General features: G+C 73.6%; 26 protein-coding genes. 16 read left to right on the top strand and 10 right to left on the bottom strand.

What is annotated here, in order from left to right:
* Positions 1–92: 92 nt before the first annotated feature.
* The 7 genes from ccrA (at position 93) to MID12_RS31745 (ending at position 8,521) form a co-directional block, all read left to right on the top strand.
* Complete coding sequence (gene ccrA / locus MID12_RS31775) at positions 93–1,436, top strand: crotonyl-CoA carboxylase/reductase (protein WP_263172661.1); 1,344 nt, start codon at positions 93–95, stop codon at positions 1,434–1,436.
* A gap of 4 nt (positions 1,437–1,440) precedes the next feature.
* On the top strand, positions 1,441–2,508 hold the full coding sequence (locus tag MID12_RS31770; RefSeq protein ID WP_052482928.1) for an AIR synthase-related protein: 1,068 nt from the start codon (positions 1,441–1,443) through the stop codon (positions 2,506–2,508).
* Between the two features lie 714 nt (positions 2,509–3,222).
* Complete coding sequence (locus MID12_RS31765) at positions 3,223–4,731, top strand: hypothetical protein (protein ID WP_263172657.1); 1,509 nt, start codon at positions 3,223–3,225, stop codon at positions 4,729–4,731.
* A gap of 100 nt (positions 4,732–4,831) precedes the next feature.
* The gene (locus MID12_RS31760) at positions 4,832–5,296 is read left to right on the top strand and encodes a VOC family protein (protein WP_263172655.1); all 465 of its coding nucleotides are present in this window, start codon (positions 4,832–4,834) and stop codon (positions 5,294–5,296) included.
* A gap of 59 nt (positions 5,297–5,355) precedes the next feature.
* Positions 5,356–5,988: a peptide deformylase gene (locus tag MID12_RS31755; protein WP_263172652.1), complete on the top strand. Its 633-nt coding sequence runs from the start codon at positions 5,356–5,358 to the stop codon at positions 5,986–5,988.
* Positions 5,989–6,363: 375 nt separating this feature from the next.
* Complete coding sequence (locus MID12_RS31750; protein WP_263172651.1) at positions 6,364–6,891, top strand: DUF4232 domain-containing protein; 528 nt, start codon at positions 6,364–6,366, stop codon at positions 6,889–6,891.
* 112 nt (positions 6,892–7,003) lie between these two features.
* Positions 7,004–8,521 (top strand): MFS transporter, encoded by a 1,518-nt coding sequence (locus MID12_RS31745; RefSeq protein ID WP_263172649.1) that lies wholly within the window; start codon positions 7,004–7,006, stop codon positions 8,519–8,521.
* Between the two features lie 24 nt (positions 8,522–8,545).
* Here the strand turns inward: MID12_RS31745 and MID12_RS31740 are convergent, their stop codons facing one another.
* From MID12_RS31740 to MID12_RS31730, 3 genes are read right to left on the bottom strand one after another with little or no spacing between them, the layout of a single operon-like run.
* The gene (locus tag MID12_RS31740; RefSeq protein WP_263172647.1) at positions 8,546–8,902 is read right to left on the bottom strand and encodes an Asp23/Gls24 family envelope stress response protein; all 357 of its coding nucleotides are present in this window, start codon (positions 8,900–8,902) and stop codon (positions 8,546–8,548) included.
* Entirely contained in the window at positions 8,899–9,531 is a 633-nt protein-coding gene (locus MID12_RS31735) for an Asp23/Gls24 family envelope stress response protein (protein WP_052482923.1), read from the bottom strand. Before MID12_RS31735 ends, MID12_RS31740 begins: the two co-directional genes overlap by 4 nt.
* Entirely contained in the window at positions 9,522–10,115 is a 594-nt protein-coding gene (locus tag MID12_RS31730) for an RNA polymerase sigma factor (protein WP_052482921.1), read from the bottom strand. Before MID12_RS31730 ends, MID12_RS31735 begins: the two co-directional genes overlap by 10 nt.
* A 220-nt stretch (positions 10,116–10,335) precedes the next feature.
* Here MID12_RS31730 and MID12_RS31725 point away from each other — a divergent pair, with 220 nt between their 5' ends.
* The 4 genes from MID12_RS31725 (at position 10,336) to MID12_RS31710 (ending at position 12,844) form a co-directional block, all read left to right on the top strand.
* On the top strand, positions 10,336–10,845 hold the full coding sequence (locus MID12_RS31725; protein WP_040255736.1) for an Asp23/Gls24 family envelope stress response protein: 510 nt from the start codon (positions 10,336–10,338) through the stop codon (positions 10,843–10,845).
* Positions 10,846–10,965: 120 nt separating this feature from the next.
* Positions 10,966–11,148 carry a hypothetical protein gene (locus MID12_RS31720; RefSeq protein WP_040255734.1) on the top strand — a complete coding sequence of 61 codons (183 nt, stop codon included), beginning with the start codon at positions 10,966–10,968 and terminating at the stop codon, positions 11,146–11,148.
* Positions 11,148–12,269 carry a DUF6286 domain-containing Asp23/Gls24 family envelope stress response protein gene (locus MID12_RS31715; protein ID WP_263172639.1) on the top strand — a complete coding sequence of 374 codons (1,122 nt, stop codon included), beginning with the start codon at positions 11,148–11,150 and terminating at the stop codon, positions 12,267–12,269. Before MID12_RS31720 ends, MID12_RS31715 begins: the two co-directional genes overlap by 1 nt.
* Positions 12,266–12,844 (top strand): alkaline shock response membrane anchor protein AmaP, encoded by a 579-nt coding sequence (locus MID12_RS31710; RefSeq protein WP_263172637.1) that lies wholly within the window; start codon positions 12,266–12,268, stop codon positions 12,842–12,844. The genes MID12_RS31715 and MID12_RS31710 overlap by 4 nt, the downstream gene beginning before the upstream one ends.
* 72 nt (positions 12,845–12,916) lie before the next feature.
* Here the strand turns inward: MID12_RS31710 and MID12_RS31705 are convergent, their stop codons facing one another.
* The 3 genes from MID12_RS31705 to MID12_RS31695 form a co-directional block, all read right to left on the bottom strand.
* Entirely contained in the window at positions 12,917–13,546 is a 630-nt protein-coding gene (locus tag MID12_RS31705) for an MBL fold metallo-hydrolase (protein ID WP_040255729.1), read from the bottom strand.
* Entirely contained in the window at positions 13,546–14,631 is a 1,086-nt protein-coding gene (locus tag MID12_RS31700) for an S-(hydroxymethyl)mycothiol dehydrogenase (protein ID WP_263172634.1), read from the bottom strand. Before MID12_RS31700 ends, MID12_RS31705 begins: the two co-directional genes overlap by 1 nt.
* A gap of 212 nt (positions 14,632–14,843) precedes the next feature.
* Complete coding sequence (locus MID12_RS31695; protein WP_263172632.1) at positions 14,844–15,341, bottom strand: cupin domain-containing protein; 498 nt, start codon at positions 15,339–15,341, stop codon at positions 14,844–14,846.
* Between the two features lie 159 nt (positions 15,342–15,500).
* Between MID12_RS31695 and MID12_RS31690 the strand changes: the two genes are divergently transcribed.
* Positions 15,501–16,526 carry a hypothetical protein gene (locus MID12_RS31690; RefSeq protein ID WP_040255723.1) on the top strand — a complete coding sequence of 342 codons (1,026 nt, stop codon included), beginning with the start codon at positions 15,501–15,503 and terminating at the stop codon, positions 16,524–16,526.
* Positions 16,527–16,589: 63 nt separating this feature from the next.
* Here the strand turns inward: MID12_RS31690 and MID12_RS31685 are convergent, their stop codons facing one another.
* Positions 16,590–17,141 (bottom strand): isochorismatase family protein, encoded by a 552-nt coding sequence (locus MID12_RS31685; RefSeq protein WP_040255721.1) that lies wholly within the window; start codon positions 17,139–17,141, stop codon positions 16,590–16,592.
* 46 nt (positions 17,142–17,187) lie between these two features.
* Positions 17,188–17,631 carry a MarR family winged helix-turn-helix transcriptional regulator gene (locus MID12_RS31680; protein ID WP_263172628.1) on the bottom strand — a complete coding sequence of 148 codons (444 nt, stop codon included), beginning with the start codon at positions 17,629–17,631 and terminating at the stop codon, positions 17,188–17,190.
* 170 nt (positions 17,632–17,801) lie between these two features.
* On the opposite strand from MID12_RS31680, the gene MID12_RS31675 reads away from it, so the two are divergent.
* The 3 genes from MID12_RS31675 (at position 17,802) to MID12_RS31665 (ending at position 21,422) form a co-directional block, all read left to right on the top strand.
* Positions 17,802–19,337 carry an ATP-dependent DNA ligase gene (locus tag MID12_RS31675; RefSeq protein WP_263172627.1) on the top strand — a complete coding sequence of 512 codons (1,536 nt, stop codon included), beginning with the start codon at positions 17,802–17,804 and terminating at the stop codon, positions 19,335–19,337.
* Positions 19,338–19,348: 11 nt separating this feature from the next.
* Positions 19,349–19,813, top strand: coding sequence for an NUDIX domain-containing protein (locus tag MID12_RS31670; protein ID WP_263172625.1), 465 nt, complete (start codon positions 19,349–19,351; stop codon positions 19,811–19,813).
* Positions 19,814–20,024: 211 nt separating this feature from the next.
* On the top strand, positions 20,025–21,422 hold the full coding sequence (locus MID12_RS31665; RefSeq protein WP_040255713.1) for an NADP-dependent succinic semialdehyde dehydrogenase: 1,398 nt from the start codon (positions 20,025–20,027) through the stop codon (positions 21,420–21,422).
* A 330-nt stretch (positions 21,423–21,752) separates the two neighbouring features.
* On the opposite strand, the gene MID12_RS31660 is transcribed toward MID12_RS31665, so the two are convergent.
* Positions 21,753–22,979: an acyl-CoA dehydrogenase family protein gene (locus MID12_RS31660; RefSeq protein WP_040255711.1), complete on the bottom strand. Its 1,227-nt coding sequence runs from the start codon at positions 22,977–22,979 to the stop codon at positions 21,753–21,755.
* Between the two features lie 157 nt (positions 22,980–23,136).
* On the opposite strand from MID12_RS31660, the gene MID12_RS31655 reads away from it, so the two are divergent.
* Entirely contained in the window at positions 23,137–23,781 is a 645-nt protein-coding gene (locus MID12_RS31655; protein WP_040255709.1) for a TetR family transcriptional regulator, read from the top strand.
* 41 nt (positions 23,782–23,822) lie between these two features.
* On the opposite strand, the gene def is transcribed toward MID12_RS31655, so the two are convergent.
* Complete coding sequence (gene def, locus MID12_RS31650) at positions 23,823–24,380, bottom strand: peptide deformylase (RefSeq protein ID WP_263172621.1); 558 nt, start codon at positions 24,378–24,380, stop codon at positions 23,823–23,825.
* Positions 24,381–24,396: the final 16 nt, after the last annotated feature.

Raw genomic sequence — 24,396 nt, 5'->3', positions numbered from 1 at the left:
CCCCCCTGGCTCGATGGGCAGGGGGGTCCGCAATCCGGCCCGCTCTGCATGACTGGGGGACACGTCACGCCCGTATTGCCGGAGGCATCACCGTGAAGGACATCCTGGCCGCGATCCAATCGCCGGACACCAAGCCCGCTGACTTCGCGGCTCTGCCGCTGCCCGAGTCCTACCGCGCGGTGACCGTGCACAAGGACCAGACGGAGATGTTCGAGGGGCTGGCCAGCCATGAGAAGGACCCCCGCAAATCGCTGAACGTGGAAGAGGTCCCGCTTCCCGAACTCGGCCCCGGCGAGGCCCTGGTGGCCGTGATGGCCTCCTCCGTCAACTACAACTCGGTGTGGACCTCGATCTTCGAGCCCCTGCCCACCTTCGGGTTCCTGGAGCGGTACGGCCGCCTCTCCGAACTGGCCAAGCGCCACGACCTGCCCTACCACGTCATCGGCTCCGACCTCGCGGGCGTCGTGCTGCGCACCGGCCCCGGCGTCAACACCTGGCACGCGGGCGACGAGGTCGTCGCGCACTGCCTGTCCGTGGAGCTGGAGTCCTCCGACGGGCACAACGACACCATGCTCGACCCCGAGCAGCGGATCTGGGGCTTCGAGACGAACTTCGGCGGGCTGGCCGAGATCGCGCTGGTCAAGTCCAACCAGCTGATGCCCAAGCCCGACCACCTCAGCTGGGAGGAGGCCGCCGCACCCGGCCTGGTCAACTCCACCGCCTACCGCCAGCTCGTCTCCCGCAACGGCGCCGGCATGAAGCAGGGCGACAACGTCCTCATCTGGGGCGCCAGCGGCGGCCTGGGCTCCTACGCCACCCAGTTCGCCCTGGCCGGCGGCGCCAACCCCATCTGCGTCGTCTCCAGCGAGGACAAGGCCGAGATCTGCCGCAAGATGGGCGCCGAGGCCATCATCGACCGCAAGGCCGAGGGCTACAAGTTCTGGAAGGACGACACCACCCAGGACCCCCGCGAATGGAAGCGCTTCGGCAAGCGCATCCGCGAACTCACCGGCGGCGAGGACGTCGACATCGTCTTCGAACACCCCGGCCGCGAAACCTTCGGCGCCTCCGTCTTCGTCACCCGCAAGGGCGGCACCATCGTCACCTGCGCCTCCACCAGCGGCTACACCCACGAATACGACAACCGCTACCTGTGGATGAGCCTCAAGAGCATCATCGGCTCCCACTTCGCCAACTACCGCGAAGCCTGGGAGGCCAACCGCCTCATCGCCAAGGGCAAGATCCACCCCACCCTCTCCAAGGTCTACTCCCTCGAGGAGACCGGCCAGGCCGCCTACGACGTCCACAAGAACCTCCACCAGGGCAAGGTCGGTGTCCTCGCCCTCGCCCCCGAAGAAGGACTCGGCGTCCGCGACCACGAACTGCGCGCCAAGCACCTGGACGCCATCAACCGCTTCCGCGTCGGTACCGGCTGAGCCGATGAGCCACCCCGCGGAGCTCACGCGCTTCCGGGACACGGACACAGCGGGTCAGGGGACGGGCGGACCGCTCCCCTGGCCCGCCGGTCAGGTCACGCTCGCGCAGGCCCGGGGCGAGCGTTCGCTGACCGCGCTCTTCCGTGCCGCCCTCGCCGACGTGAGCACACCCGAACCGCCGCCGGTGCCCGCCGGAGGCCGCCTGACCTGGACGACCGGCACCTTCACCCCGGAGCCGCCCTTCTGGCCGGACGGCGACATCGGCCGCCTGGCGGTCTGCGCCACCGTCAACGCCCTTGCCGCCCAAGGCGCCCGCCCCCTCGCCCTCAGCCTCACCGCGGTGGTCGAGGCGGGCCTGCCCCTGGAGCGCCTGCGCGCCCTGAGCACCTCGGTACGCGAGAGCCTGGCCGAGGCGGAGGTACCGCTCGGCGGCTTCGACCTCGGCGTCGTCCGCACCGGCGAGGCCGACCAGCTCTACCTGACGGCCACCGGTACGGGCCTGCTGCCGGCCGCCGCCACCACCGCACCGGCCAGGCCGGGCGACCGGCTCTGGCTCACCGGCCCCCTCGGCAACCACGGCACCCACCTCCTGGCCACCCGCCACCAACTCGGCTACGAGCAGCTGATCCACGCCCGGCTGCGGCCGCTCACCGGCCTGTTCACCCGCCTCCACCGGGGCCATCCGGAGGCTCTGCGCGGCATCCGCCCGGTGAGCACCGGCGGTCTGGCCGCGACGCTGACCGCCCTGGCCGAGGAGACCGGTCTCTCCCCCGCCGTCGACCCGGACCTGCTGCCCCTCGCCCCCGACACCCAACTCGCCATGAGCGCCCTGGGACTCGAGCCCTGGACCACGGCCAGCGAGCCCACCCATCTCGTGGTCGCCGCCCCCGACCCGGCCCTCGAAGCCACCCTCGACCGCCACACCCCCGAGGGCGCCGCCACGCTCATCGGCACCCTGCGCGAGCCCCCCGCCGCTACGCTGCCGGAACACCCCGTACTGCTGTGCCCGGCCGGGCAGCCGCCGGAGGCCCTGGTACTGCCGACCGCACCGCCACCGGCGCGGCAGACCTGAGCAGCCGGGCCCGTACGCGAGGAGGAGGATCCGCCCGCGTACGGGGCGCCGGTGGCTCGCCGCGCGCCTTGGTGAAACAACCCTGACAAAAACCGTTTACGGCACTTTTGGTTTCTCCGTACCGGCCGCGCGGGCAGTTCCCCCACATGCCCCCGGCCCAGGCACACCCCGAGGCCCACCGCGACCGGCCCTCCGCACCCGCGCACCGGCGGACCCGCTCCGCCTGCCACCGGACCGGGGACCGGCGGCGGCCTCCCCTCGGCGGCCCGGCGGGCGGGTGGACAAACCGTCACCGCAAAGGGAAAAGAGGAAAGCGGTCCGGTTTTGCGAAAGTACGGGAAACCCGGCAACAAAACTCACGGGTAATCAGGGCCCGGCCCCGCGCGGGGGCTTGCGGGACGGCGGTCCCGTACTCCCCGGCACATGCCCCGGAAGCGGACCCGGACCCGCCTCCGTACCGGCGCAATCACTTTCCGCTAAACGGAATTTACAGTTCCACCGGGGCTTCGGGAAGGCGGGACAAAGACCCGGCCAACTTGCCGTGCCCACAGTGGCCTTACCCACACCTTGCGGAGGCCGGGCATTTACGCAGCGGAGGCGGAGAAACAGTCAGTGACCGCACGAGCATGCTCCTTACCGAAACCCGCCAACCCAATGCCGGTGACGTAAAGTTGTCAGGCACGATGCACTTTCAGCCGGGGGAGAGAACCAGGGATGTCCGAAACCGACCCGAATAGCACCACCCGTGCCCCCACGGAGCAAACGGACAAGCCCGCCCATGCCCTCACCACCGGCCTCTCCCCTGACGCGACCGCGAGCCCGGTCGGCCACCGCTCCGCGGGCGGCACCCCAGCCGCCCCCGGGACGCCCACCCCCCACACAGAAGGCGCCGAGGACACGAACCCCAGCCGGCACATGGACGACGCCCAACCAGCCCCCCGCTCCCAGCCCGTGCCCCACCCCGCCGATCAGGACCACCCGGCGGCCGGCCCCGGCGCACCGGTCCCCCAGGCGCGCTCCCCGCACGAGTGGAGCGGCCCGCCCTCCTCCGGCCGCCCGCAGGCGCACACCGACCGCGAGACGGCGGACGCCCTGCAGCACACGCTGCACACCCCCACGCTCGACCACCTCGACGACCTCACCGCGAGCGCCTACCGGCACGCCGTGCTCAACGGCCGCTACCAGGCCGACCACATCAAGGAGGTCCTCGGGCTGACCGCCGAGCAGACCGAGGACATCACGCACACGCTCACCCAGCTCCACCTCCTGAAACCGGTCCCGGGCCAGCCGCGCACGCTGATCCCGCTCAGCCCGGACGCGGCCACCGCCGAACTCCTCGCCACCACCGAGCACCACATCCAGCAGTTGCAGAAGGCGGTCACGCACACCCGCAACCGGATGCAGACGCTCCAGCCGCTCTATTACGAGAGCAGGCAGCACCGGAATCACACCGAGGCGTTCGACATCATCACAGATATCGCCACGCTGCAGAAAACACTCAACGACCACGGGCTGAACGCCACCAAGGAAATCCTCACCGCCCAGCCCGGCGGCCCGCGGCCCGCGGACATTCTGGAGAACGCCCGCCCGCGGACGCTCCACAATCTTCAGCGCGGGCTCACCATCAAGCACCTTTACCAGCACACCGCGCGCACCGATCTCACCACGGTCAACTACATCCGTACGATCACCGATCAGGGCGCCCAGGTCCGCACCACCGACCAACTCATCGACCGGATCATCATCTACGACCGCGAAACGGTGTTCCTGCCCGAGCAGAACATCACCCACCGGCGGCCGGGCGCGGCCCTGATCCGGGAACCCACACTGGTCGCCTTTCTCTGCAAGACCTATGACCACCTGTGGAACAACGCCACCCCCTACACCCCCACGACCCAGGCCACCCCGCACATCACGCACAATCTCAAGCACGCCATCATCAAACTCCTCGCCCAGGGCCACAAGGACGAGAATGTCGCGCGGAAACTCGGCATGAGTGTCCGCACCTGCCGCCGCCATATCGCCCAGATCATGGAACAGGCGAATGCCACCAGCCGTTTCCAGACCGGCGCGAATCTGGCCCTCGCCGGTTATATCTCCCATGAGCCGGATTCCCTCCAGGAAGGCCACCGCCAACCGGCAGCGGACGGCCAGGACCGCGGCACCGGTGACCCCGGCCGTCCCCCCTTGGAGGCGAACTCCCGTGCCCGCGAGGACATCTGAGCGCCGGGCCCCCTGACGCGCCGGTCCGCCTACTCCTGCCGGGTGGCCGAAAAGGGTGGCTCGGCGGCGATGTCAGTGCCGGGCTCTATAAGTGGTGACCATGACCGCAACTCCCGTGCACTGGAAGCTCGTCGTCGACACCCACGACCCGCATGCGCAGGCCGCCTTCTGGGCGGCCGCGCTGCACTACGAGGTCGAGGACCACAGCGTGCTCATCGGCAAGCTGCTCGGCCTCGGCGCCATCCCTCCCGAGATCCTGCTCGACCACGACGGCCGCAAGGCCTGGCGCGACGCCGCCGGGGTGCGCCATCCCGAGGACCCCTACGACCCCGAGAGCGGGGCGGGTCTCGGGCGGCGGCTGCTCTTCAACCGGGTGCCCCCCGAGGAGCGGAAGACGGGCAAGAACCGACTCCATATCGACCTGCACGGCCCGGCCGGGGAGCGGGAGGCGGAGGTGGAGCGCCTCAGCTCCCTGGGCGCCCGTGTCCAGCGGCATGTCCGGGAGCCCGCCGGGGAGTGGGTGATCATGACGGACCCCGAGGGCAATGAGTTCTGCGTGCACTGAGGCTGCCCGCGCGACGGCCCGGGACCCCGCCCGCCGCGCGGACTTGGCATCCTGGGGGCATGTCCTCAGACGCGCTGGTCCCCCAGGTCGATGCCCTGCTCGACGGTCCGCTGCCGCTGCCGATCGTCGCCGCGGGCGATCCCGTGCTGCGGCGCCCGGCCGCAGCGTACGAGGGGCAGCTCGGTGCGCGCCGGTTGGAGCGGCTGATCGAGGCCATGCGGGAGACCATGCACGCGGCGCCCGGCGTCGGCCTCGCCGCGCCGCAGGTCGGGATCGCGCTCCGGCTGGCGGTGCTGGAGGACACGGCCGAGGTCCCCGAGGAGATCCGCCGTGCGCGCGAGCGGGAGCCGCTGCCCTTCCGGGTGCTCCTGAACCCGGTCTACGAACCGGTGGGTGACCGCCGGGCGGCCTTCTTCGAGGGCTGCCTCAGCGTGCCGGGCTGGGGAGCGGTGGTGGCCCGGCACGCGCGGGTGCGCCTGCGCGCGCTCGACGCGGCGGGCGCGGCCGTGGACGAGGTGTTCTCCGGCTGGGCCGCCCGGATCGTCCAGCACGAGACGGATCACCTCGCGGGCCGGCTGTACCTCGATGTAGCCGAACCGCGCTCGCTCTCCAGCGCCGCCGCCATGGCCGAACGGTGGAACCAGCCGACCCCGGAGCGCGCCGCCGAGGCCCTCGGCTTCCCGCTGCCGTAGCCACCGCACACCCGCTGCCGGGCGGCTGCCGCCCCTCTGCCGGGCGGAACAACCGGTCGTCAGCGCCGAGTTGGGGCCCCGCGGCCGTCCCCGGACCCCCGGCCGGGCGGTGAACTGCGCCCGGTTCCGGCCATGCTGACTCATCGGCAGTCCACGCCGGAAGGGCCCCGCCGCGTGCCGAGGCGTCCACACGCGGCGGAACACGCGGCCGATCGGGGGAACCCTCCCCGGCCGTGCAACCTCGGCGGCTGCTCGGCCGTCACTAGTGGTATCCGGCTCGTACGGGGACCCAGCTTCTTCCTCCGGTGCAGCGCGCGAGCCGCGCGCCGACCGGGCACACGAGCCCTGACCACGCTTTTCGAACAGGGGAAACACATGCGCGCTCGTTCCATCCTCGCCGCCTCGGCGGCGGTCGCCGCGCTCGCCGCGACCGCGCCCGCGGCGTGGGCAGGCGGCCCGGCCGCCTCCGGCGACACCACCTGCCGGGAGAACCAGCTGACCGTGCGGGCCACCGGTACGGAGCTGCCGGACGTCCTGCACATCAGCGTCACCAACCGGGCCACCCGTGCCTGCGTGGTCGACCAGATCCCGACGGTGACCTTCGGCGACCTGGACGGCGCGGCGCAGCCGGTGCCGCCGTCGGAGAGCGCCGCGTACCGGGTGAAGGCGGGCGCCACCGCGTACGCCTCGGTGCGGACGACCAGCAAGCTCGACAACCCCGATGCCCGGGTCGTCGACTCGGTGACCGTCGCCGGTGACCCCTCGCACCAGGGCCGCAGCTTCCCGGCCGCCTCGCTCGGCGCGCCGGACGGTGTGGTGGTCTGGGAGCCGGTGACCACGCTGTGGAAGTCGTCGGCGGCCGCGGCGGACAAGGCACTCTCGGACGCCGTCAACGGCGGCTGACGGCACCACGCACACGGCGGCCCCGCGACCGGCTCCACGCCCGGCCTCGCGGGGCCGCGCCGTTTCCGCGTTTCCGGAGGCGGCGGGCTCCGCGGGCCGACAAGCTGGTGGCATGAGCGGTACCGAAGATGCTGCCGGGACGCTGCGGCTGTCCTCCGCCCGCGGGCGCGGGGTGCTGGTCTGCGTGGTCCTCGCCTCCGGGATGGCCATGCTCGACGGCACGGTCGTCAACGTCGCCCTGCCGCGGATAGGGCGTGATCTGGACGCCTCGCTGTCCACCCTCCAGTGGGTGGTCAACGCGTACATGCTGACGCTCTCGGCCCTGCTGCTGTGGGGCGGGGCGATCGGCGACCGGATCGGCAGACGCCGGGCGCTGCTGCTCGGGGCGGGCTGGTTCGCGCTCGCCTCGGCGCTGTGCGGACTCGCCCCGGACGAGGGCATCCTCATCGGCGCCCGCGCGCTGCAGGGCATCGGCGGCGCCCTTTTGACGCCGGGCTCGCTCGCCCTGGTGCGGGCCTCCTTCCACCCTGACGACCAGGCCCGCGCGGTCGGTGCCTGGTCGGGCCTCACCGGGGTGGCCGGGGCGCTCGGGCCCTTCCTAGGCGGCTGGCTGATCGACGGGCCCGGCTGGCGGTGGATCTTCCTCATCAATCTGCCGCTGGCCGCCGTGGTGCTCGCGCTCGCCGTCAAGTTCGTGCCGGAGAGCCGGGACGAGGGCGCCCGGCAGCGGCCCTTCGACGTCCGGGGCGCGGTCCTCGCGGCGCTCTTCCTCGGCGGGGTCAGCTACGCCCTGATCGGTGCCTCCGCCCACGACTCCGCGCTCCAGGTGGGTCTCTCCGCGCTGCTCGCGCTCGCCGCCGGGCTCGCCTTCCTGACCGTGGAGCGGCGGCGGGCGGATCCCATGCTCCCGCTCTCCCTCTTCCGCTCCCGGCTGTTCAGCGCGACCAACGGCATGACCCTGTGCCTGTACGCGGCCATCGGCGGCATGCTCTTCCTCCTGCCGGTGCAGTTGCAGACCACCCTCGGCTACGACGCCCTCCAGGCCGGGATCGCCACCTTGCCGATCACCGCGCTGATGCTGCTGCTCTCCTCGCGCACCGGCGCCCTCGCCAAGCGGATCGGCCCGGCGCCGCCGCTGATCGCCGGTCCGCTGGTCGGGGCGGCGGGGGCGCTCCTGATGCTGCGGGTCGGCCCGGGCGCCTCGTACCCGACGGAGGTGCTGCCCGCGGTGGTGGTCCTCGGCCTCGGGATGAGCCTGTTCGTGGCGCCGCTGACGGCCACCGTGCTCGCCTCGGTGGACTCGGCACGCGCCGGTCTCGCCAGTGGCGTGAACAACACCGCGGCCCGGGTGGCGCAGTTGCTCATCGTGGCCGCGCTGCCCCTGGTGGTGGGGCTCTCGGGGGACGCCTACACCTCGGCCTCGGCGGTGGACGCCTCCTTCCGGCGGGCCGCGCTGCTCACCGCGGGGCTCTTCCTCGCCGCCTCCGCCGCGGCGGCCCTCTTCGTCCGGCCGAAGTCGATGCGCCCGCGGCTGCGGCGCGCCCCGCGGCCGATGTGCCGCTCCTACCTCGCCGTCAACTGCCCGCCGCTGGAGCCCGGTTCGGCCCCCGAGCGGCGGGAGGGCGTGTGATGAGGGTCATGCACCGGGGAGCGCTCAGAGCACCCCGGTGACCGTCACGCTCACCGCGACCCGGGCCTCGGGCACCCCGAGCAGTGCACCGGCCGCGGCCGTCGCGGCGGTGCGCACCGCCCGGGTGACGTCGACGGCCCGGTGCCCGGTCAGCGTGGTCAGCTTCACCTCGACCTGCCAGGTGCGGCGGTCGGCGCCGAGCCGGACGCGGACTCCGGAGACCGGTTCCGGCCCGGCGGTGCCGTGCACCAGGCGGGCGGTGCGGGCGCGCAGCAAGCCGGTGAGCCCGGGGCGCAGATAGGCGACGCCCGGGACCCCGGCCACCGCCGCGGCGACCGCCTCCTCCACCTGCCTGCGGCTGCTGCTGTCCTGGGTGGTCATCCGCGGTCTCCCCCGTCCGGTGCGTCCTCGTCGTCCAGGATGTCGATCACGGCGACGTCCACGGCCCGTACGTCGAGGCCGAGGGCTTGCGCTGCGGCCGAGGTCACGGCGGTGCGGACGGCCTCGGCGACGTCCTGGAGGTTCCAGCTCAGCGCGGCGGCGACCTCCAGGCGTACGGTCACCGGTCCGCGTACCCGACCGGCTCCCGGTGTCAGCGGGAGCACCTGGCAGCTGCCCGCGCGCACGCCCGGGACCGCGTCGGCCGCCGCCCGGAAGGACTTGGCGGCCGCGGCCTCCACGATCCACAGGTCCTCGTCCGCCTCGCCGAGCGGGAGGCTGCGGCCGGGGCGCAGTTCGAGGCGGACGATGTCCATCACGCGGGCGGTCAGCCGGGCGGGGTCGGCCGCCGCGGTGTCGTCGTCGGCGGAGCGGGCCTGGCGGACCAGGTCGTCCAGGGCGTGCAGTTCGCGCAGGGCAGCGGCGCAGTGCGGGCACTGGCGCAGGTGGGGGTCGGGTGGGCCCTCGGCGTCGTGGACGGCCCAGACCGACTCCAGGCTCCGTCCGCAGTCGAGGACTTCCGTGTCGGGCAGGTCGTCGTCCGGCGGCACCGGGTTCGCGTTCAACGCCATGCTCCCATCGCCTCCGTCAGATGGCGGCGTGCACGGAAGATCCGGCCGCGGACCGCCTGGTGGGTGATTCCGACCGCCTCCGCGATCTCCTCGTAGGACTGATTGTGCAGTTCCCGCAGGACCCAGCAGGCCCGCTGTTCGGGGGACAGCTCGGCGAGGGCGGTGCCGAGCGCCTTCATGGCCGCCGTGGACTCCGCGGCTCTCGCGGGCGAGGCCTCGTGCTCGGGCGCCGCGGGCTCGGGCACCGCGTCGAGGTCGGCCGCGGGGCGGCGCGAACGCAGCTGGTTCAGGCAGCGGTTGGTGACGATGCGGTACATCCAGGTACGGAAGGCGGCCTCCCCCCGGTACTCGGGGAGCCGGCGCCAGGCGCTGACGAAGGCCTCCTGGACGGCGTCCTCCGCCTCGGCGGTGTCGCCGAGGATCCGGGCGGCGAGTTTGAGCAGGGCGGGGCCGTGGCGGTGCACGAGGGTCTCGAAGGCGCCCTCGTCGCCCTCCCGTGCGCGCGCGGCGAGCAGTTCGTCGCCGGGCCCGGCGGCAGGTCCGGACGGGGTGGGTCCGGAGGTGTGGTTCCCGTCGCCGGGCAATCGACCGCTCCTCTTCGACTCTGGTGGGCGTAACCGTTGGACACGGCCCGGCGCGAAACGTCACGCGGGAGGGCCGGATTTCTTCTCCTGCCACCTACGGCGGGAAAATCTCCGGACTGTCGGAAAAAAATCCTCGAACGCGCGTGACATCCGGCTGCCGTGCCGTGTCCAACGATCAGACACGGCCACACGTGCCGAGGGATTCCAAGGAGAGACCCGCATGACCACCACCCAGGAAGTCTCCACCGTCGCGAGCGATGCCTCGAAGCCGCAGCGGCGCGCCGCAGGCGACAACTCCACGACCGTCGCGAGCGGGACGAGCGGGGTCGCCGAACCCGCCGCGAACCGCGGCAAGACCTCCATCGCCGATGTCGTCGTCGTCAAGGTCGCGGGCATGGCGGCCCGCGAGATCCCCGGTGTGCACGACATGGGCGGCAGCCTCTCCCGCACGCTCGGCGCGGTGCGCGACCGGGTGCCGGGCGGGCGGCCCAATGTCGGCCGCGGGGTGAAGGTCGAGGTCGGCGAGCGGCAGACCGCGATCGACATCGACCTGGTCGTCGAGTACGGGGTGCCCATCACCGATGTCGCCCGCGATGTCCGCGAGAACGTCATCGACGCCGTGGAGCGCATCACCGGACTGGAGGTCGTCGAGGTCAACGTCGCCGTGAACGACGTCCACCTGCCGGGCGACGACGCGGAGGGCTCCCCCGTCGAGTCGCGGGTGGAGTAGCGGGCAGCCGAGTCGCCGCCGCGCCGGGCCGCTCGGCCCGGCGCGCGGTGCGTGCGCGGCCGGGCGGCCCAAGCCCGGCGGTGGGTCGAGGCGAGTGAGTCGAAGGGGAGAGGAAGAGGGATGAGCAGAGCGGTGCTTGGCATGGCGGTGGGCATGGCGCTCGCGTTCGCCGGGTGGTTCGGGGGCTTCGGCGCGTTCTTGCTGGTGGCCGCCCTGGGGGCGGTCGGCTTCGTGGTCGGGCGGCTGCTCGACGACGGCGTGGACCTGCGGGAGTTCCTCTCCGGGCAGGGGCGGAGGCGCTGATGGAACCCGCCGCCGAGCGGGGGGCGACCGAGGTCGCCGACCGGGTGGTGCGCAAGGTCGCCGAGCGGGCTGCATCGGAGGCCGTCACCGCGGCGAAGACCGCCCGCAAGGTCAGCCTGTCCCGGCGCGGGCGCACCGCCCATCTGGCCCTGGAGGTCCGCCTCCCCTACCCCTCGGACCTGCCGGAGTCCGGGGAGCTGATCAGGCGTCATGTCACCGGCCGTACGGAGGAGTTGACCGGCCTCAGGGTGCCGAGCACCCGGGTGACGGTGGCCCGGCTTGCCACCCCCGGCGAACTGGGACGGCTCGGTGAGGCGCCGCCGCGGGCGGCGGAGGCGTCGGACACCAGCCGGCACCGCACCCGGCGGCCCTGGTCCCCGCGGCGGATCCCGTCCGCGCTGGTGGCCCTGCTGCTCGCGGGCGCGGCGGGGGCAGTACTCGCCGATGTGGTGGCGGTACGCGCCGGACGCCGCGCGGCCGAGTGGCGGGCGCACGCCTTCGACCGGCTCGCGGACGCCCGGGTCGCCGACACCTGGGTCTCCTGGGCCGGGGCGGGCACCGCTCTGCTCGGGCTCCTGATGGTCTTCCTGGCGCTCACTCCCGGACTGCGCGGACGGCTGCCGCTCGACTCCCCCGCCGCACGGCTCGCGGCCACCCTCGACCGCCCGGCCGCCGCGCTCGTGCTGCGGGACGCGGTGCTCGCCCAGAACGGCGTCGGCTCGGCCCGGGTACGGCTGGGCCGCAGGCGGGCGCGGGTGCATGTCCGCGTCGGCTTCGGGGAGTTGGAGCAGGTGGGCGAGGACGTGCGGCGGGCCCTCGCCGAGGCCGTGGCGGGGTGCGGCTTCGCCCGGCCGGTGAAGTGGCGGCTGCGGCTGGTCGCGGACGAGAACTGGCGGGCCCCCGGCTCCGCCCCGCCCGTACCCGAACTCGTTCCCGAGCGGCCGGAGTTGCCGTACGAGCCGACTCCGGACGCGGCCGGTGGCGGGACCCGCGAAGAAGGGCGGGAAGGCACCGGTTCGGCGGCGGACCCCGCGGTCGTGCAGCCGACCCTCCTTCTGCACAAGGACGTTGAGCGGGACGACCCGGGCGGCCCGGAGCGGGAAGAGGAGGGCGGTCGATGATGCGCACCGCGGTGAACCGGGTCCTGCTCGGTGTTCTCGGCCTGGCCCTCGCGGGCACCGGCGCCTGGTTCGCGGTCAGCGGCTTCGCCGAGGAGCGGCTGCCCGGCTGGTGGCGCGGCCCCTCCCCGCGGTCGCGGCTGCTCGAGAGGGAGCGCTGGGCGGATCTGCAGGCACGCGGCTGGTGGGACACCGCCGTGATCGGCGCTCTGGCGCTGCTGGTGCTGCTCCTGCTGTGGTGGTTCTTCGCGCAGGCCGCCACCGGCCGCAGGCGCGTCCTCCATCTGCCCCGGCCCTGGCTGCGGTTGCGCACCCGCGCGCTCGCCTCGGCGGTGGCGGAGGAGTTGGAGCGCCACCCCGGGGTGGCGGCCGGGAGCGTACGGATCGGCGGCGGACGCAAGGGACGGCTGCGGGTGCGGGTGACGCTGCATCTGAGCGCCCAGGGTCAACCGGGGCCGCTGCTCGGGGAGTTGGCCGCCGGGCCGCTGGAGAACCTGCGCCGGGCCACCGGTGCCGAGGAGTTGGACTCGGCGGTGCGGCTGCGGCACGGCAGCCGCCGGGCGGCGCGGGTGCGCTGAGGTCGGGGGCGGCTGGAGCACCGCCCCCGACCCTTCCGTGCGTACCGCGGTCTCCGGCCGGGCCGGGCGCGGTCAGTGGCCGCGGGCGATCCACTCCTCCAGGTGCGGGGCCTCGGCCCCGATGGTGGTGCTCTCCCCGTGGCCGGTGCGGACCTCGGTCTCCGGCGGCAGTGTCAGCAGCCGGGTGCGGATCGACTCGACGATGGTCGGGAAGTCGCTGAAGGAGCGTCCGGTGGCGCCGGGGCCGCCCGCGAAGAGGGTGTCCCCGGTGAAGACGGTGCCGAGGTCCGGCGCGTAGAGGCTCACGGCGCCGCGGCAGTGCCCGGGGGTCTCGATGACCCGCAGGACGGTCCCGGCCACCGTGATCTCCTGCCCGTCCGCCAGCTCGCCGTCGGGTGCGCGCCCCGGGTGCGTCCGGTCCCACAGCTCCCGGTCCGCGGGGTGGAGCAGGATCGGGGCGCCGGTGCGCTCGGCGAGCGCGGGTGCCACCCGTACGTGGTCGTCGTGGGCGTGGGTGCACACGATGGCCTTGAGGGTGCGGGAGCCGACCGCCTCGGCGATGACCGCGGCGTCGTGCGGGGCGTCGAGGACCACGACCTCCTCGTCGTCGCCCACGATCCAGACGTTGTTGTCCACGTCCCAGGTGCCGCCGTCGAGGGAGAAGGTGCCCGAGGTGATGAGGTGCTCGATCCGCGCGGCCATCAGAACTGCACCACCGAACGCAGCACACGGCCCTCGTGCATGCGCGTGAACGCCTGCTCCACCTCGTCCAGGGCGATGGTCTCGGTGACGAAGGCGTCCAGGTCGAGCCGTCCCTGCCGGTACAGGTCGATCAGCATCGGGAAGTCGCGGGAGGGCAGGCAGTCCCCGTACCAGGAGGACTTGAGGGAGCCGCCGCGGCCGAAGACGTCGAGCAGCGGGAGTTCGAGCTTCATCTCCGGGGTCGGCACCCCGACCAGGACCACGGTGCCCGCCAAGTCCCGGGCGTAGAAGGCCTGTTCGTAGGTCTCGGGGCGGCCGACCGCCTCGATGACGACATCCGCGCCGAAGCCGCCGGTCAGCTCGCGGATCCTCTCCACGGCGTCCTCCTTGCGGGAGTTGACGCTGTGCGTGGCGCCGATCCGGGTGGCCGTGCGCAGCTTCTCGTCGTCGATGTCGACGGCGATGATCTTCTCGGCCCCGGCGAGCCGGGCCCCGGCGATCGCGGCGTCGCCGACACCGCCGCAGCCGATGACGGCGACCGAGTCGCCCCGGCCGACGTTGCCGGTGTTGATCGCGGCGCCGATGCCCGCCATGACGCCACAGCCGAGGAGCCCGGCCGCGGCCGGGGAGGCCGAGGGGTCGACCTTGGTGCACTGCCCGGCGGCGACCAGGGTCTTCTCCGCGAAGGCACCGATGCCGAGGGCGGGGGTGAGTTCGGTGCCGTCGGCGAGGGTCATCTTCTGCTTCGCGTTGTGGGTGTCGAAGCAGTACCAGGGCCGTCCGCGCCGACAGGCACGGCACTGGCCGCACACCGCACGCCAGTTGAGGATGACGAAGTCCCCCGGCGCCACGTCGGTCACCCCCTCGCCGACCGACTCGACGATCCCGGCCGCCTCATGGCCGAGCAGGAAGGGGAACTCGTCGTTGATGCCGCCCTCCCGGTAGTGCAGATCGGTATGGCAGACGCCGCAGGCCTGCACTTTCACCACGGCTTCGCCGGGTCCGGGGTCGGGCACGGTGATCGTCTCGATCCGGACCGGCTCGCCGACCGCGTGCGCGACAACTGCCTTCACCTGCTGCGCCATGGGGCCTCATCCTTCGCTCTAGCGGTGCGTGTGTAACGCGTATGGGTGTATGTGGGCGCGGGGCGGGCGCGGCTCCGGGCGCCGGCGCGGGGCCCGGTACCCGTCCAGGCCCTCGTCCCCGCCCGGATTCTCGTCCCCCGGCCGTCTTCCGTGCCGTACCGCGCCCGTGCCGCGTGTCCCGTGCGGGGCTCCCTGCCCGCCGCGGCACCCGTTCAGTCGTGCGGGAGCGCGGCGCCGCAGCGGGCGCAGTAGCGGGCGTCCGACTCCCCGGCGAGCCTGCCGCAGTCGGCGCAGACCCGGTGCAACTGGCAGGCCGCTTCGCCCCCTTGGGCCACCCCGGCCGGGCCGGTCCCCGCTCCCCCGATGCTGAGCCCGGGCCGCCGGGGGTGCGCGGTGAGGTACACCAGGCCCGTGGCCCCGGCCGAGAGCGCGCGCTCACAGCCGCGGGGCAGCCAGACCACGGTGCCCGGGGCGAGCGGCTGCTCCCGGCCGCCGCTGAGCAGGGTGCCCTCGCCCTCGGCGACGTAGAGCAGCACGTCGAGGACCTGCTCGCGGTGGGCGCCGACGCCGCCGTGCGGGGCGATCCGTACCAGGTTGGCGTCCAGCTGCCGCGGCTCGGCGGCCAGCCGCCACAGGGCGCCGCCGCTGTTCTCGGCCGCGGCGGCGAGGATCTCGGGCAGTCGGGCCGGCACATCGGCTGTCGCGGGCACGCGTCGTCCTCCTGCTCGTCGGCTTCGGCGGTAGGGATGTTACCCGTGGTCAGAGCCGGTGCGGGCACCTGGTGGGCGCGGGATCGCCGCACCGGGAACCGATCGGGGCCGCCGCTCGTGGAAAGGGGCGAGGACCAGTCGTACGGAGGGACACAACCGGTGGCGGAATCGGCGCGGATCGACCAGAACACAGTGGTGCTGCCGGGGAAGGTGCGGGTGCGCTTCATGCGGACGCTGCGGCTGCCGGAGACCGGGACGCATCCGCTGCCGCCGGGGCTCGGCGAGTTCCCGGTGCGCGCGGTCGCGGACTATCCGCAGTCGGCGCCGCCGGAGTGGCTGCGGCGCGGCGGGGTGATGCTGCCGGTGTATCTGCGCGAGGCGATGTGGCTGAGCTTCGGCGTGGACTCGGGCGAACCGGCCGCCCTCCAGGTCGGCGTCGGCAAGGTGTGCGCGGTCTCCGGCAGGCCCTGGTCGGACACGCTCGACCGGTCGCCGCAGAACTACCTCACGCTGCCCCGCCAGCCCTGGCTGGACGGCATCAACTCCGGGAAGGGCACGGTGCGTCAGTTCGTCGCGGTGCCGCTCGGCATGGGCGCCACCGTCGAGGGGCAGCTGACCGGCGAGGAGACCTGGGGCGGACTGCAGCTCCAGAGCTTCACCCTCCGCCCGCCGGTGCTGGACGCCTGGCGGGCCGAGGAAGCCGCCCGCCGGGCCGAACTGGCCCGCGGCGCCGTCGAGTTCGGCGGGTGGGGTGCCGCCCCGCCGCCGGCACCGGGCGGCGCGGCGCCGATGGCCGCGGCGGGCGCCGCCATGGGCATGGGCGCGGGCGGCACCATGCGCCAGGAGGTGTACGAGGACGAACGGCCGCCCACCGACTGGGAGTCCAGCGCCGCGGGCCGGGTCTTCGTCCACCTGGTGACCCCGCCGCAGTGGCGGCTGATCACCGGCGAGGAGCCGCCGCCCTCCCCGGTCGACCGCGCCGCGTACACCCGGGCCGGTCTGCCCTGGTACGACTACTACGACGAGAGCGGCACCGACCTCGCGCCCTCCGACGGCCTCGCCTCGGTGAAGCCGGTCGGCGAGTGGCTCGGCGAGGACCACACCCCTTGGCAGCAGCCCTCGCCGCACCAGGTGAAGCCGCTCGGCGACGCTCCGGGGAAGCCGGTCTCGGACGGGGACTGGTGACCGGGGCGACGGCGACCTCGAAAAGGCCCGCGGCGGGACCGCCCGTACGTCCTGCCGCGGGGCTCAGCCGAGGAGGGCGAGCAGCGCCTCGGTGGTGTCGGTCTCGCCGAGGCGCGGGAAGATCTTGGTCAGCGCGTGCGTGTGCGAGGCCTCGTCCATGTCGGTGACGGCGTCGGTCGCGATCGTCACGTGGTAGCCGTGCTCGTGTGCGGCGCGCGCGGTGGACTCGACGCCGATGCTGGTCGCGATCCCGGCGAGGACGATCTGGGTGACCCCGCGCCTGCGCAGTTCCAGGTCGAGGGCGGTGCCGTGGAAGGCGCCCCACTGCTGCTTGCTGATCCGCAGGTCGCCGTCCTCGGCGCCGAGCCCGGGCACGAGCTCCGCCCAGTCGGCGGGCCGTTCGCCACCGGCGAGTTGCTGCTCGGTGCGGCCGGGCGCCCCGCCGGTCACGTTGACCAGGACGACCGGGAGCCCCTTGGCGCGGAAGGCCTTGGCCAGGGCGGCGGAACGCTCCACGATCCGCTCGGCGGGCTGCGCCGTCGGCAGCGCGGTGATCCCCTTCTGCAGGTCGATCACGACGAGCGCGGTGACGGGGTCCAGGCGGGTGGCGGTCATGGGTCCAGCCTTTCGGTTGCGGGGGTGCCCGCGCGGGGCGGGGCGTTCAGTGGCGGACGAGGCGGGCGAGGAGGCGGCTCGCCTCGGCCACCGTGCGCCGCTCGCGGGGGCCGAGTTCCTCGGTGAGCGCGGCCGTGAGCCACTCGTGCTTGGCGGCGCGGACCGAGGCGAGGACGCGCTGCCCTTCCTCGGTGAGGAAGAGCACGGACTGCCGGGCGTCGTCCGGATCGGACCGGCGTCCGACGAGGCCCTGCTCCTCCATGGCGGCGAGGGTCCCCCGCATCGACTGGGGCCGGACGAACTCGGCCCTGGCCAGCGCCGCGGTGGTCGCGGGCCCCTCGGCGTCGAGCCGTGCCATGACGGAGCGCTGGGAGGGGGTGAGCCCGGAGTCCTGGGCCTCTCCGCGCAGCCGTCGCACCAACAGCCGCATGACCTCGGTGAGTTCGGCGGCGAGCTGCTCCGGTGCGGGCTCGGTGGCGGCGGGGGGCATGTGCCCGACCGTAGGCACTGCGCAGGTGGACTTGCAAGTTTGCCTGTCGAAGTCGACGGGGCTTCCCCGGGAACCCGGGTGGTTCGGAGGGCGGGGTCCCGGCCGCCGCCCCCGCGTGGCGCGCCGCTGCCGCAGGGGCATGCGCCCGGCTTCCGTTGCACCATGGCTGCATGCTCCTCGCACAGCTGGCCCAGGTTTCCCGGGAGGTCGCCGGTACTCCGGCGCGGTCCCGAAAGACCGCGCTGCTCGCCGAGCTGTTCCGGGCCGCGGACCCGTCCGAAGCTCCTCTGGTGGCCGCCTATCTGGCGGGGCGGCTGCCGCAGGGCCGGATCGGCGTCGGCTGGAGCAGCCTCAAGGACCCGCCGCCCGCGGCCTCGGCGCCGAGCCTGACGGTCGGGGCGGTGGACGCCGCCCTGACCGCGCTCGGCGAGGTCTCCGGCGCCGGTTCGCAGGCCGAACGCAGGCGCCTGCTGGGCGAGTTGATGGGCGCCGCCACCGAGGAGGAGCAGCGCTTCCTGACCGGGCTGCTGACCGGCGAGGTCCGCCAGGGCGCTCTGGACGCGGTGGCCGCCGAGGGACTGGCGCAGGCGGCGGGGGTGCCCGCGGCCGGGGTGCGCCGGGCCGTGATGCTGGCCGGTTCCCTGGAGCCGGTCGCGGCGGCGGTGCTGGCGCGGGGCGAGGAGGCGCTCGCGGAGTTCCGCCTGACGCTGGGCAGCCCGGTGCAGCCGATGCTCGCCCGCAGCGCCGCCTCGGTCGCCCAGGCGCTGGACAAGCTCGGCCCCTGCGCCGTCGAGGAGAAGCTCGACGGCATCCGCGTACAGGTGCACCGGGACGGCGAGGGGGTGCGCGTCTACACCAGGACCCTGGAGGAGATCACCGCCCGGGTGCCCGAACTGACCCGCGCCGCACTGGAGTTGCCGAAGGACCGGTTCATCCTGGACGGGGAGGTCATCGCCCTGGACGAGGAGCGGCGGCCGCGCTCCTTCCAGGACATCGCGGGCCGGGTGGGCTCCCGCTCCGATGTCGCCTCCGCCGCGGCCGCCCTCCCGCTGAGCCCCGTCTTCTTCGACGTCCTCTCCCTGGACGGCACCGACCTGCTCCCGCTGCCGCTCACCGAACGGCACACCCGGCTCGCCTCGCTCGTCCCCGAGGAGATGCGGGTACGCCGCCTGGTGCTCGGCGCACCGGGGGCGGCGGACGACCGGGAGCGCGCCGAGGAGTTCCTCGCGCAGACCCTGGCCCGGGGCCACGAGGGCGTGGTGGTCAAGGGCCTCGACGCCGCGTACAGCGCGGGCCGCCGCGGCGCCTCCTGGCTGAAGGTGAAGCCCGTACGCACCCTCGACCTGGTGGTCCTGGCCGCCGAGTGGGGCCACGGGCGGCGCACCGGGAAGCTGTCCAATCTGCATCTGGGCGCGCGGCGCGAGGACGGTACGTACGCCATGCTCGGGAAGACCTTCAAGGGGCTGACGGACGCGCTGCTCGACTGGCAGACCGAGCGGCTCGGGGAGCTGGCCACCTCAGACGACGGGCACCTGGTGCGGGTGCGGCCCGAGCTGGTGGTGGAGATCGCCTACGACGGCCTCCAGCGCTCCAGCCGCTATCCGGCCGGGGTGACGCTGCGCTTCGCGCGCGTGGTGCGCTACCGCGAGGACAAGCCGGCGGCCGAGGCGGACACCGTGGACACGGTGCTCGCGGCCGGTGCCTGAGGGCGGCCGGGGTGAGCGCGCGGCGCAGCGCGGGACTGCTGCTCTTCCGCCGGGTGCCCGGCACCGAGGTGCTGCTCGGGCACATGGGCGGACCGTTCTGGGCGCGGCGGGAGGCGGGCGCGTGGACGGTCCCCAAGGGCGAGTACGAGGATCCCGAGCCCGCCTGGTCGGCGGCGCGGCGGGAGTTCACCGAGGAGCTGGGGCTGCCGGCGCCGGAGGGACCGGCCCTCGACCTGGGTGAGGTCCGCCAGTCGGGTGGCAAGCGGGTCACGGTGTGGGCGGTGGAGGGCGCGCTGGATCCGGCCGCGGTGGTGCCCGGGACCTTCACCATGGAGTGGCCGCGCGGTTCCGGGCGGGAGCAGAGCTTTCCGGAGCTGGACCGGGTGGCCTGGTTCCCGCTGGAGGAGGCGGCCGGGCTGGTGGTGAAGGCGCAGTCGGTGTTCCTGGAACGGCTCGCGGAGCGCCTGGGCGCGTAGCCGAGCGCTTCGGGCGCAGCGGGGCGCCTTGGTGTGGAGCCGAGCGCTTTGAGGTGCGGCTGGGCGCCTGGGTGCAGAGCCGGGCGCCTTGGTGGGCAAGGGGCCCGGAGAGGGCGGCGCGGACGCCGTGCCAAGGGGGCGCGTCCGTGCCGCGTTGCGCCCCCGGACGCGGCGGGTCAGGGTCGGAGTGAGCCCTCAGGAGGTCGCAGCCATGCCCATCGCGACAGTGAATCCGGCCGACGGCCGCACCCTCAAGACGTTCGACCCCCTGGACGAGAAGGACATCGAGCGCCGGATCGCCACCGCCTCCTCCGCCTTCGCGGACTACCGCAGCACGGGTTACGCCCGGCGCGCCGAGCTGCTGCGCCGCGCCGCCGAGCTGCTGGAGCGGGACGGGGACAGCATCGCGCGCACCATGACCACGGAGATGGGCAAACCGCTGGCGCAGGCCCGGGCCGAGGCGGCGAAGTGCGCGAAGACGATGCGCTGGTACGCCGAGAACGCCGAGCGGCTGCTCGCGGCCGAACTGCCGCGGCCGGAGGACGTCGAGGACTCCGGCGCCGCCCGGGTCCGGGTGGTGTACCGGCCGCTCGGTGTGGTGCTCGCCGTCATGCCGTGGAACTTCCCGCTGTGGCAGGTGGTCCGCTTCGCCGCGCCCGCGCTGATGGCCGGGAACGTGGCCCTGCTCAAGCACGCCTCGAACGTCCCGCAGACCGCGCTCTACCTGGAGGACCTCTTCCGGGAGGCGGGATACCCGCCCGGCTGCTTCCAGACCCTGCTGATCGGCTCCGGGGCGGTCGAGGGCATCCTGCGCGACAGCCGGGTGGCCGCGGCGACGCTCACCGGCAGCGAGGGCGCGGGCCGCTCGGTGGCCGCGATCGCCGGGGACGAGATCAAGAAGACGGTCCTGGAGCTCGGCGGCAGCGACCCCTTCGTGGTGATGCCCTCCGCGGACCTGGAGCAGGCCGCGAGGACGGCGGTGACCGCCCGGGTCCAGAACAACGGCCAGTCCTGTATCGCGGCGAAGCGGTTCATCGTCCACGAGGAGGCGTACGAGGCCTTCTCCGTGTACTTCACGGCGGGGATGCGGGCGCTCACCGTGGGCGATCCGATGGCGGAGGCCACCGACGTCGGGCCGCTCGCCAGTGAGCAGGGCCGCGCCGATCTGGAGGAACTGGTCGAGGACGCCAAGGCCAAGGGCGCGGTCGTGCTCTGCGGGGGCGAGCGGCCCACCGAGGAGGCGCTCGCGGCGGGCTGGTACTACCCGCCGACGGTGCTGGCCGAGGTCACCCCCGAAATGCGCATCCACCGCGAGGAGACCTTCGGCCCGGTCGCCTGCCTGTACCGGGTGCCGGACATCAGCGCGGCGGTGTCCGTGGCCAACGACACCTCCTTCGGGCTCAGCTCCAATGTCTGGACCCGGGAGGAGGCCGAGGTGGCCCGCTTCGAGCGGAGCCTGGAGGCCGGGGGCATCTACGTCAACGGCATGACCGCCTCCCATCCGGCCTTCCCCTTCGGCGGGATCAAGCGCTCCGGCTACGGCCGCGAGCTGGCCGGCCACGGCATCCGCGAGTTCTGCAATGCCACCACGGTCTGGGAGGGCGTGTAAGGCGCGGGCGGGTAACGCGGCTCACGCCCGCGTGGGGACGGCGCCGGGAACACCGGGCCCCGGCCCGTCGTTCTTCCCCGTGTGGATGCGGGCGGGACTGTGACCCCGGGCCTCATCATCTCGCCCACGGGGACGATCGTTCGGCTGAAGCCCCGTGGAGCCCCGCGCCGGGAGGCGACCGCCGCCCGTGTCCACCTCATACCGCCCCGGCCGTGATTCCCCCGTCCGGCCGGGGCTCTCCCCGCCAGGGACGGGAAAGCGCCTGCACCCTCCGGCTCCACCGGAGGGTGCAGGCGCTTCTCGTACGCCGGTCGTCGGATCCGGGCCGGGTCAGCGGATCGGCACACCGGCCAGGGTGCGGGCGATCACCAGGCGCTGGATCTCGCTGGTGCCCTCGAAGATCGTGTAGATCGCCGAGTCGCGGTGCATGCGCTCCACCGGGTACTCGCGGGTGTAGCCGTTGCCGCCGAGGATCTGGATCGCCTGGGCGGTGACCTTCTTGGAGACCTCGGAGGCGAAGAGCTTGGACTGGGAGCCCTCGGCGGCGGTGAAGGCCTGGCCGCTGGCGGCCATCCAGGAGGCCCGCCACACGAGCAGCCGGGCGGCGTCGATCTGGGTGCGCATGTCGGCGAGCTGGAAGGCGATGCCCTGGTTGTCGATGATCGGGCGGCCGAACTGCTCACGGGTCTTGGCGTAGTCGAGCGCGACCTCGTAGGCGGCGCGGGCGGTGCCGACCGCCATCGCGCCGACGGCCGGGCGGGAGGCCTCGAAGGTCGCCATGGCGGCGTTCTTCACGCGCTCGCCGCCCTTCTTGGCCTTCTCGCGGGCGCGGGCGAGGCGCTCGTCCAGCTTGTCCTTGCCGCCGAGCAGGCAGGAACCGGGCACGCGCACGTCCTCCAGGACCACCTCGGCGGTGTGCGAGGCGCGGATGCCGTGCTTCTGGAACTTCTGCCCCTGGGAGAGCCCGGGGGTCCGGGGCGGCACGATGAAGGAGGCGTGGCCCTTGGTGCCGAGCTCCGGGTCGACGCTCGCGACGACGACGTGCACGTTGGCGATGCCGCCGTTGGTCGCCCAGGTCTTGGTGCCGTTGAGGACCCACTCGTCCTTGGCCTCGTCGTAGACCGCGCGGGTGCGCATCGAGCCGACGTCGGAGCCGGCGTCGGGCTCGGAGGAGCAGAAGGCGGCGACCTTCACGTCGCTGGCGTCGCCGTACATCTGCGGGATCCAGGTGCCGATCTGCTCCTCGGTGCCGTTGGCGACGACGCCCACGGCGGCGAGGCCGGTGCCCACGATGGACAGCGCGATGCCCGCGTCGCCCCAGAACAGCTCCTCCATGATCATCGGGATGCCGAGGCCGTTCGGGGCGAAGTACTGCTGGGCGTAGAAGTCCAGCGAGTAGATGCCGAGCTTGGCGGCCTCCTGGATCACCGGCCAGGGGGTCTCCTCGCGCTCGTCCCACTCGGCGGCGGCAGGACGGATCACGTCGGCCGAGAAGCCGTGGAGCCACTCCCGGATTTCCTTCTGCTCTTCACTGAGATCCATGGTGAACTCGGACATGACCCCTCCAGCGGGTGTGATCCACATGCGTGTTACTTGAGGTAACGCGAGTATGTTACCGACGGGTAGATCGTGTCAACTCCCGTGTACACCATTGCCTCTCCGCGGGTGTTACGTTGCCCGGGCGTGACCGGATCATCACGGGTGGGGAGAGCTCATGAACACCAGGCAGCAGTCCGGACCGGAGGCGCCCGCGGAGCGCCGTCGCCGGCAACTGCTCGAGGCCGCGGACCGGGTGGTCCTGCGCGAGGGGCCCGGCGCCTCGATGAACGCGATCGCCGCCGAGGCCGGGATCACCAAGCCGATCCTCTACCGCCACTTCGGTGACAAGGGCGGCCTGTACGCGGCGCTCGCCAAGCGCCACACCGACGCGTTGCTGCGGGCCCTGCGCGATGCCCTGGACGCCCCGGCCGACCGCCGCCGGCGCGTGGAGTCGACCCTGGAGACCTACCTCCTGGCCGTCGAGTCCCGGCCGCAGGTCTACCGCTTTTTGATGCACCCGGCCGAGTCGCCGCCGAGCAGCGAGGGCGGCTTCGACGTGGGCGTGCACTCGGTGCCCCTGCTGCGCCGCCTCGGCGAGGAGCTGGCCGAGGTCATCGAGGACCGGATCGATCTCGGCCCCGGCGGGGCGCAGCTGGCCCGGGTCTGGGGCCACGGCATCGTCGGCATGATGCACGCGGCGGGCGACTGGTGGCTGGGCGAGCGGCCGTGCTCACGGGCCGAACTGGTCCGCGGGCTCACCGACCTCCTGTGGGGCCGCCTGGCCGAGGCCGACGACCGCGAGGGCGGACCGGGGTTCTGACCGGGCCCTTTCGGCCGGTCCCCCGCCCGCGAGCGGCCGGTTCACGCCCGGTCCGCCACCGCCTTCCCCCATGCCGTACGGGCCGCCGCGCGCAGCACCCTGCGGCGGCGCCAGCCGGTGATCCGGTCGGGGTAGAGCAGCCCGTCGAGGTGGTCGCACTCGTGCTGGAGGCAGCGGGCGAAGAAGCCGGTGCCCTCGATCCGCAGCGGCTCGCCCCGCGCCGTGACGCCCTCCACCACGGCATGGTCGAAGCGCGGGGTGCCCGCCTCCAGGCCCGGCAGCGACAGGCAGCCCTCCGGTCCGCGCAGCTCGATCCCGTCGGCCGCCACCAGGCGCGGGTTGACCAGGTGCCCGAGGTGGCGCACCTCCTCGTCGTCCGGGCAGTCGTAGACGAAAACGCGCAGACTCTCGCCGATCTGGTTCGCCGCGAGGCCGACCCCGCCGGCCGCGTACATACTCGCGAAGAGGTCTTCGACGAGTCGTTCCAGGCGTGGCCCGAAGTCGACCGCCTCGGCGCAGGGGCGGCGCAGGATCTCGTCACCGAGCAGGGTCAGCGGGCGGGGGCGCCCGGAGGCACCCGGGATCGGGCGGTGCGGCATGGCCGCAAGCGTACGT

The sequence above is a fragment of the Streptomyces sp. SCSIO ZS0520 genome (genome assembly GCF_025643355.1).
GTDB lineage: Bacteria > Actinomycetota > Actinomycetes > Streptomycetales > Streptomycetaceae > Streptomyces > Streptomyces physcomitrii.
The sequence above is the reverse complement of the archived record's forward strand: the minus strand, read 5'-3'. Positions and strand labels throughout refer to the sequence as shown.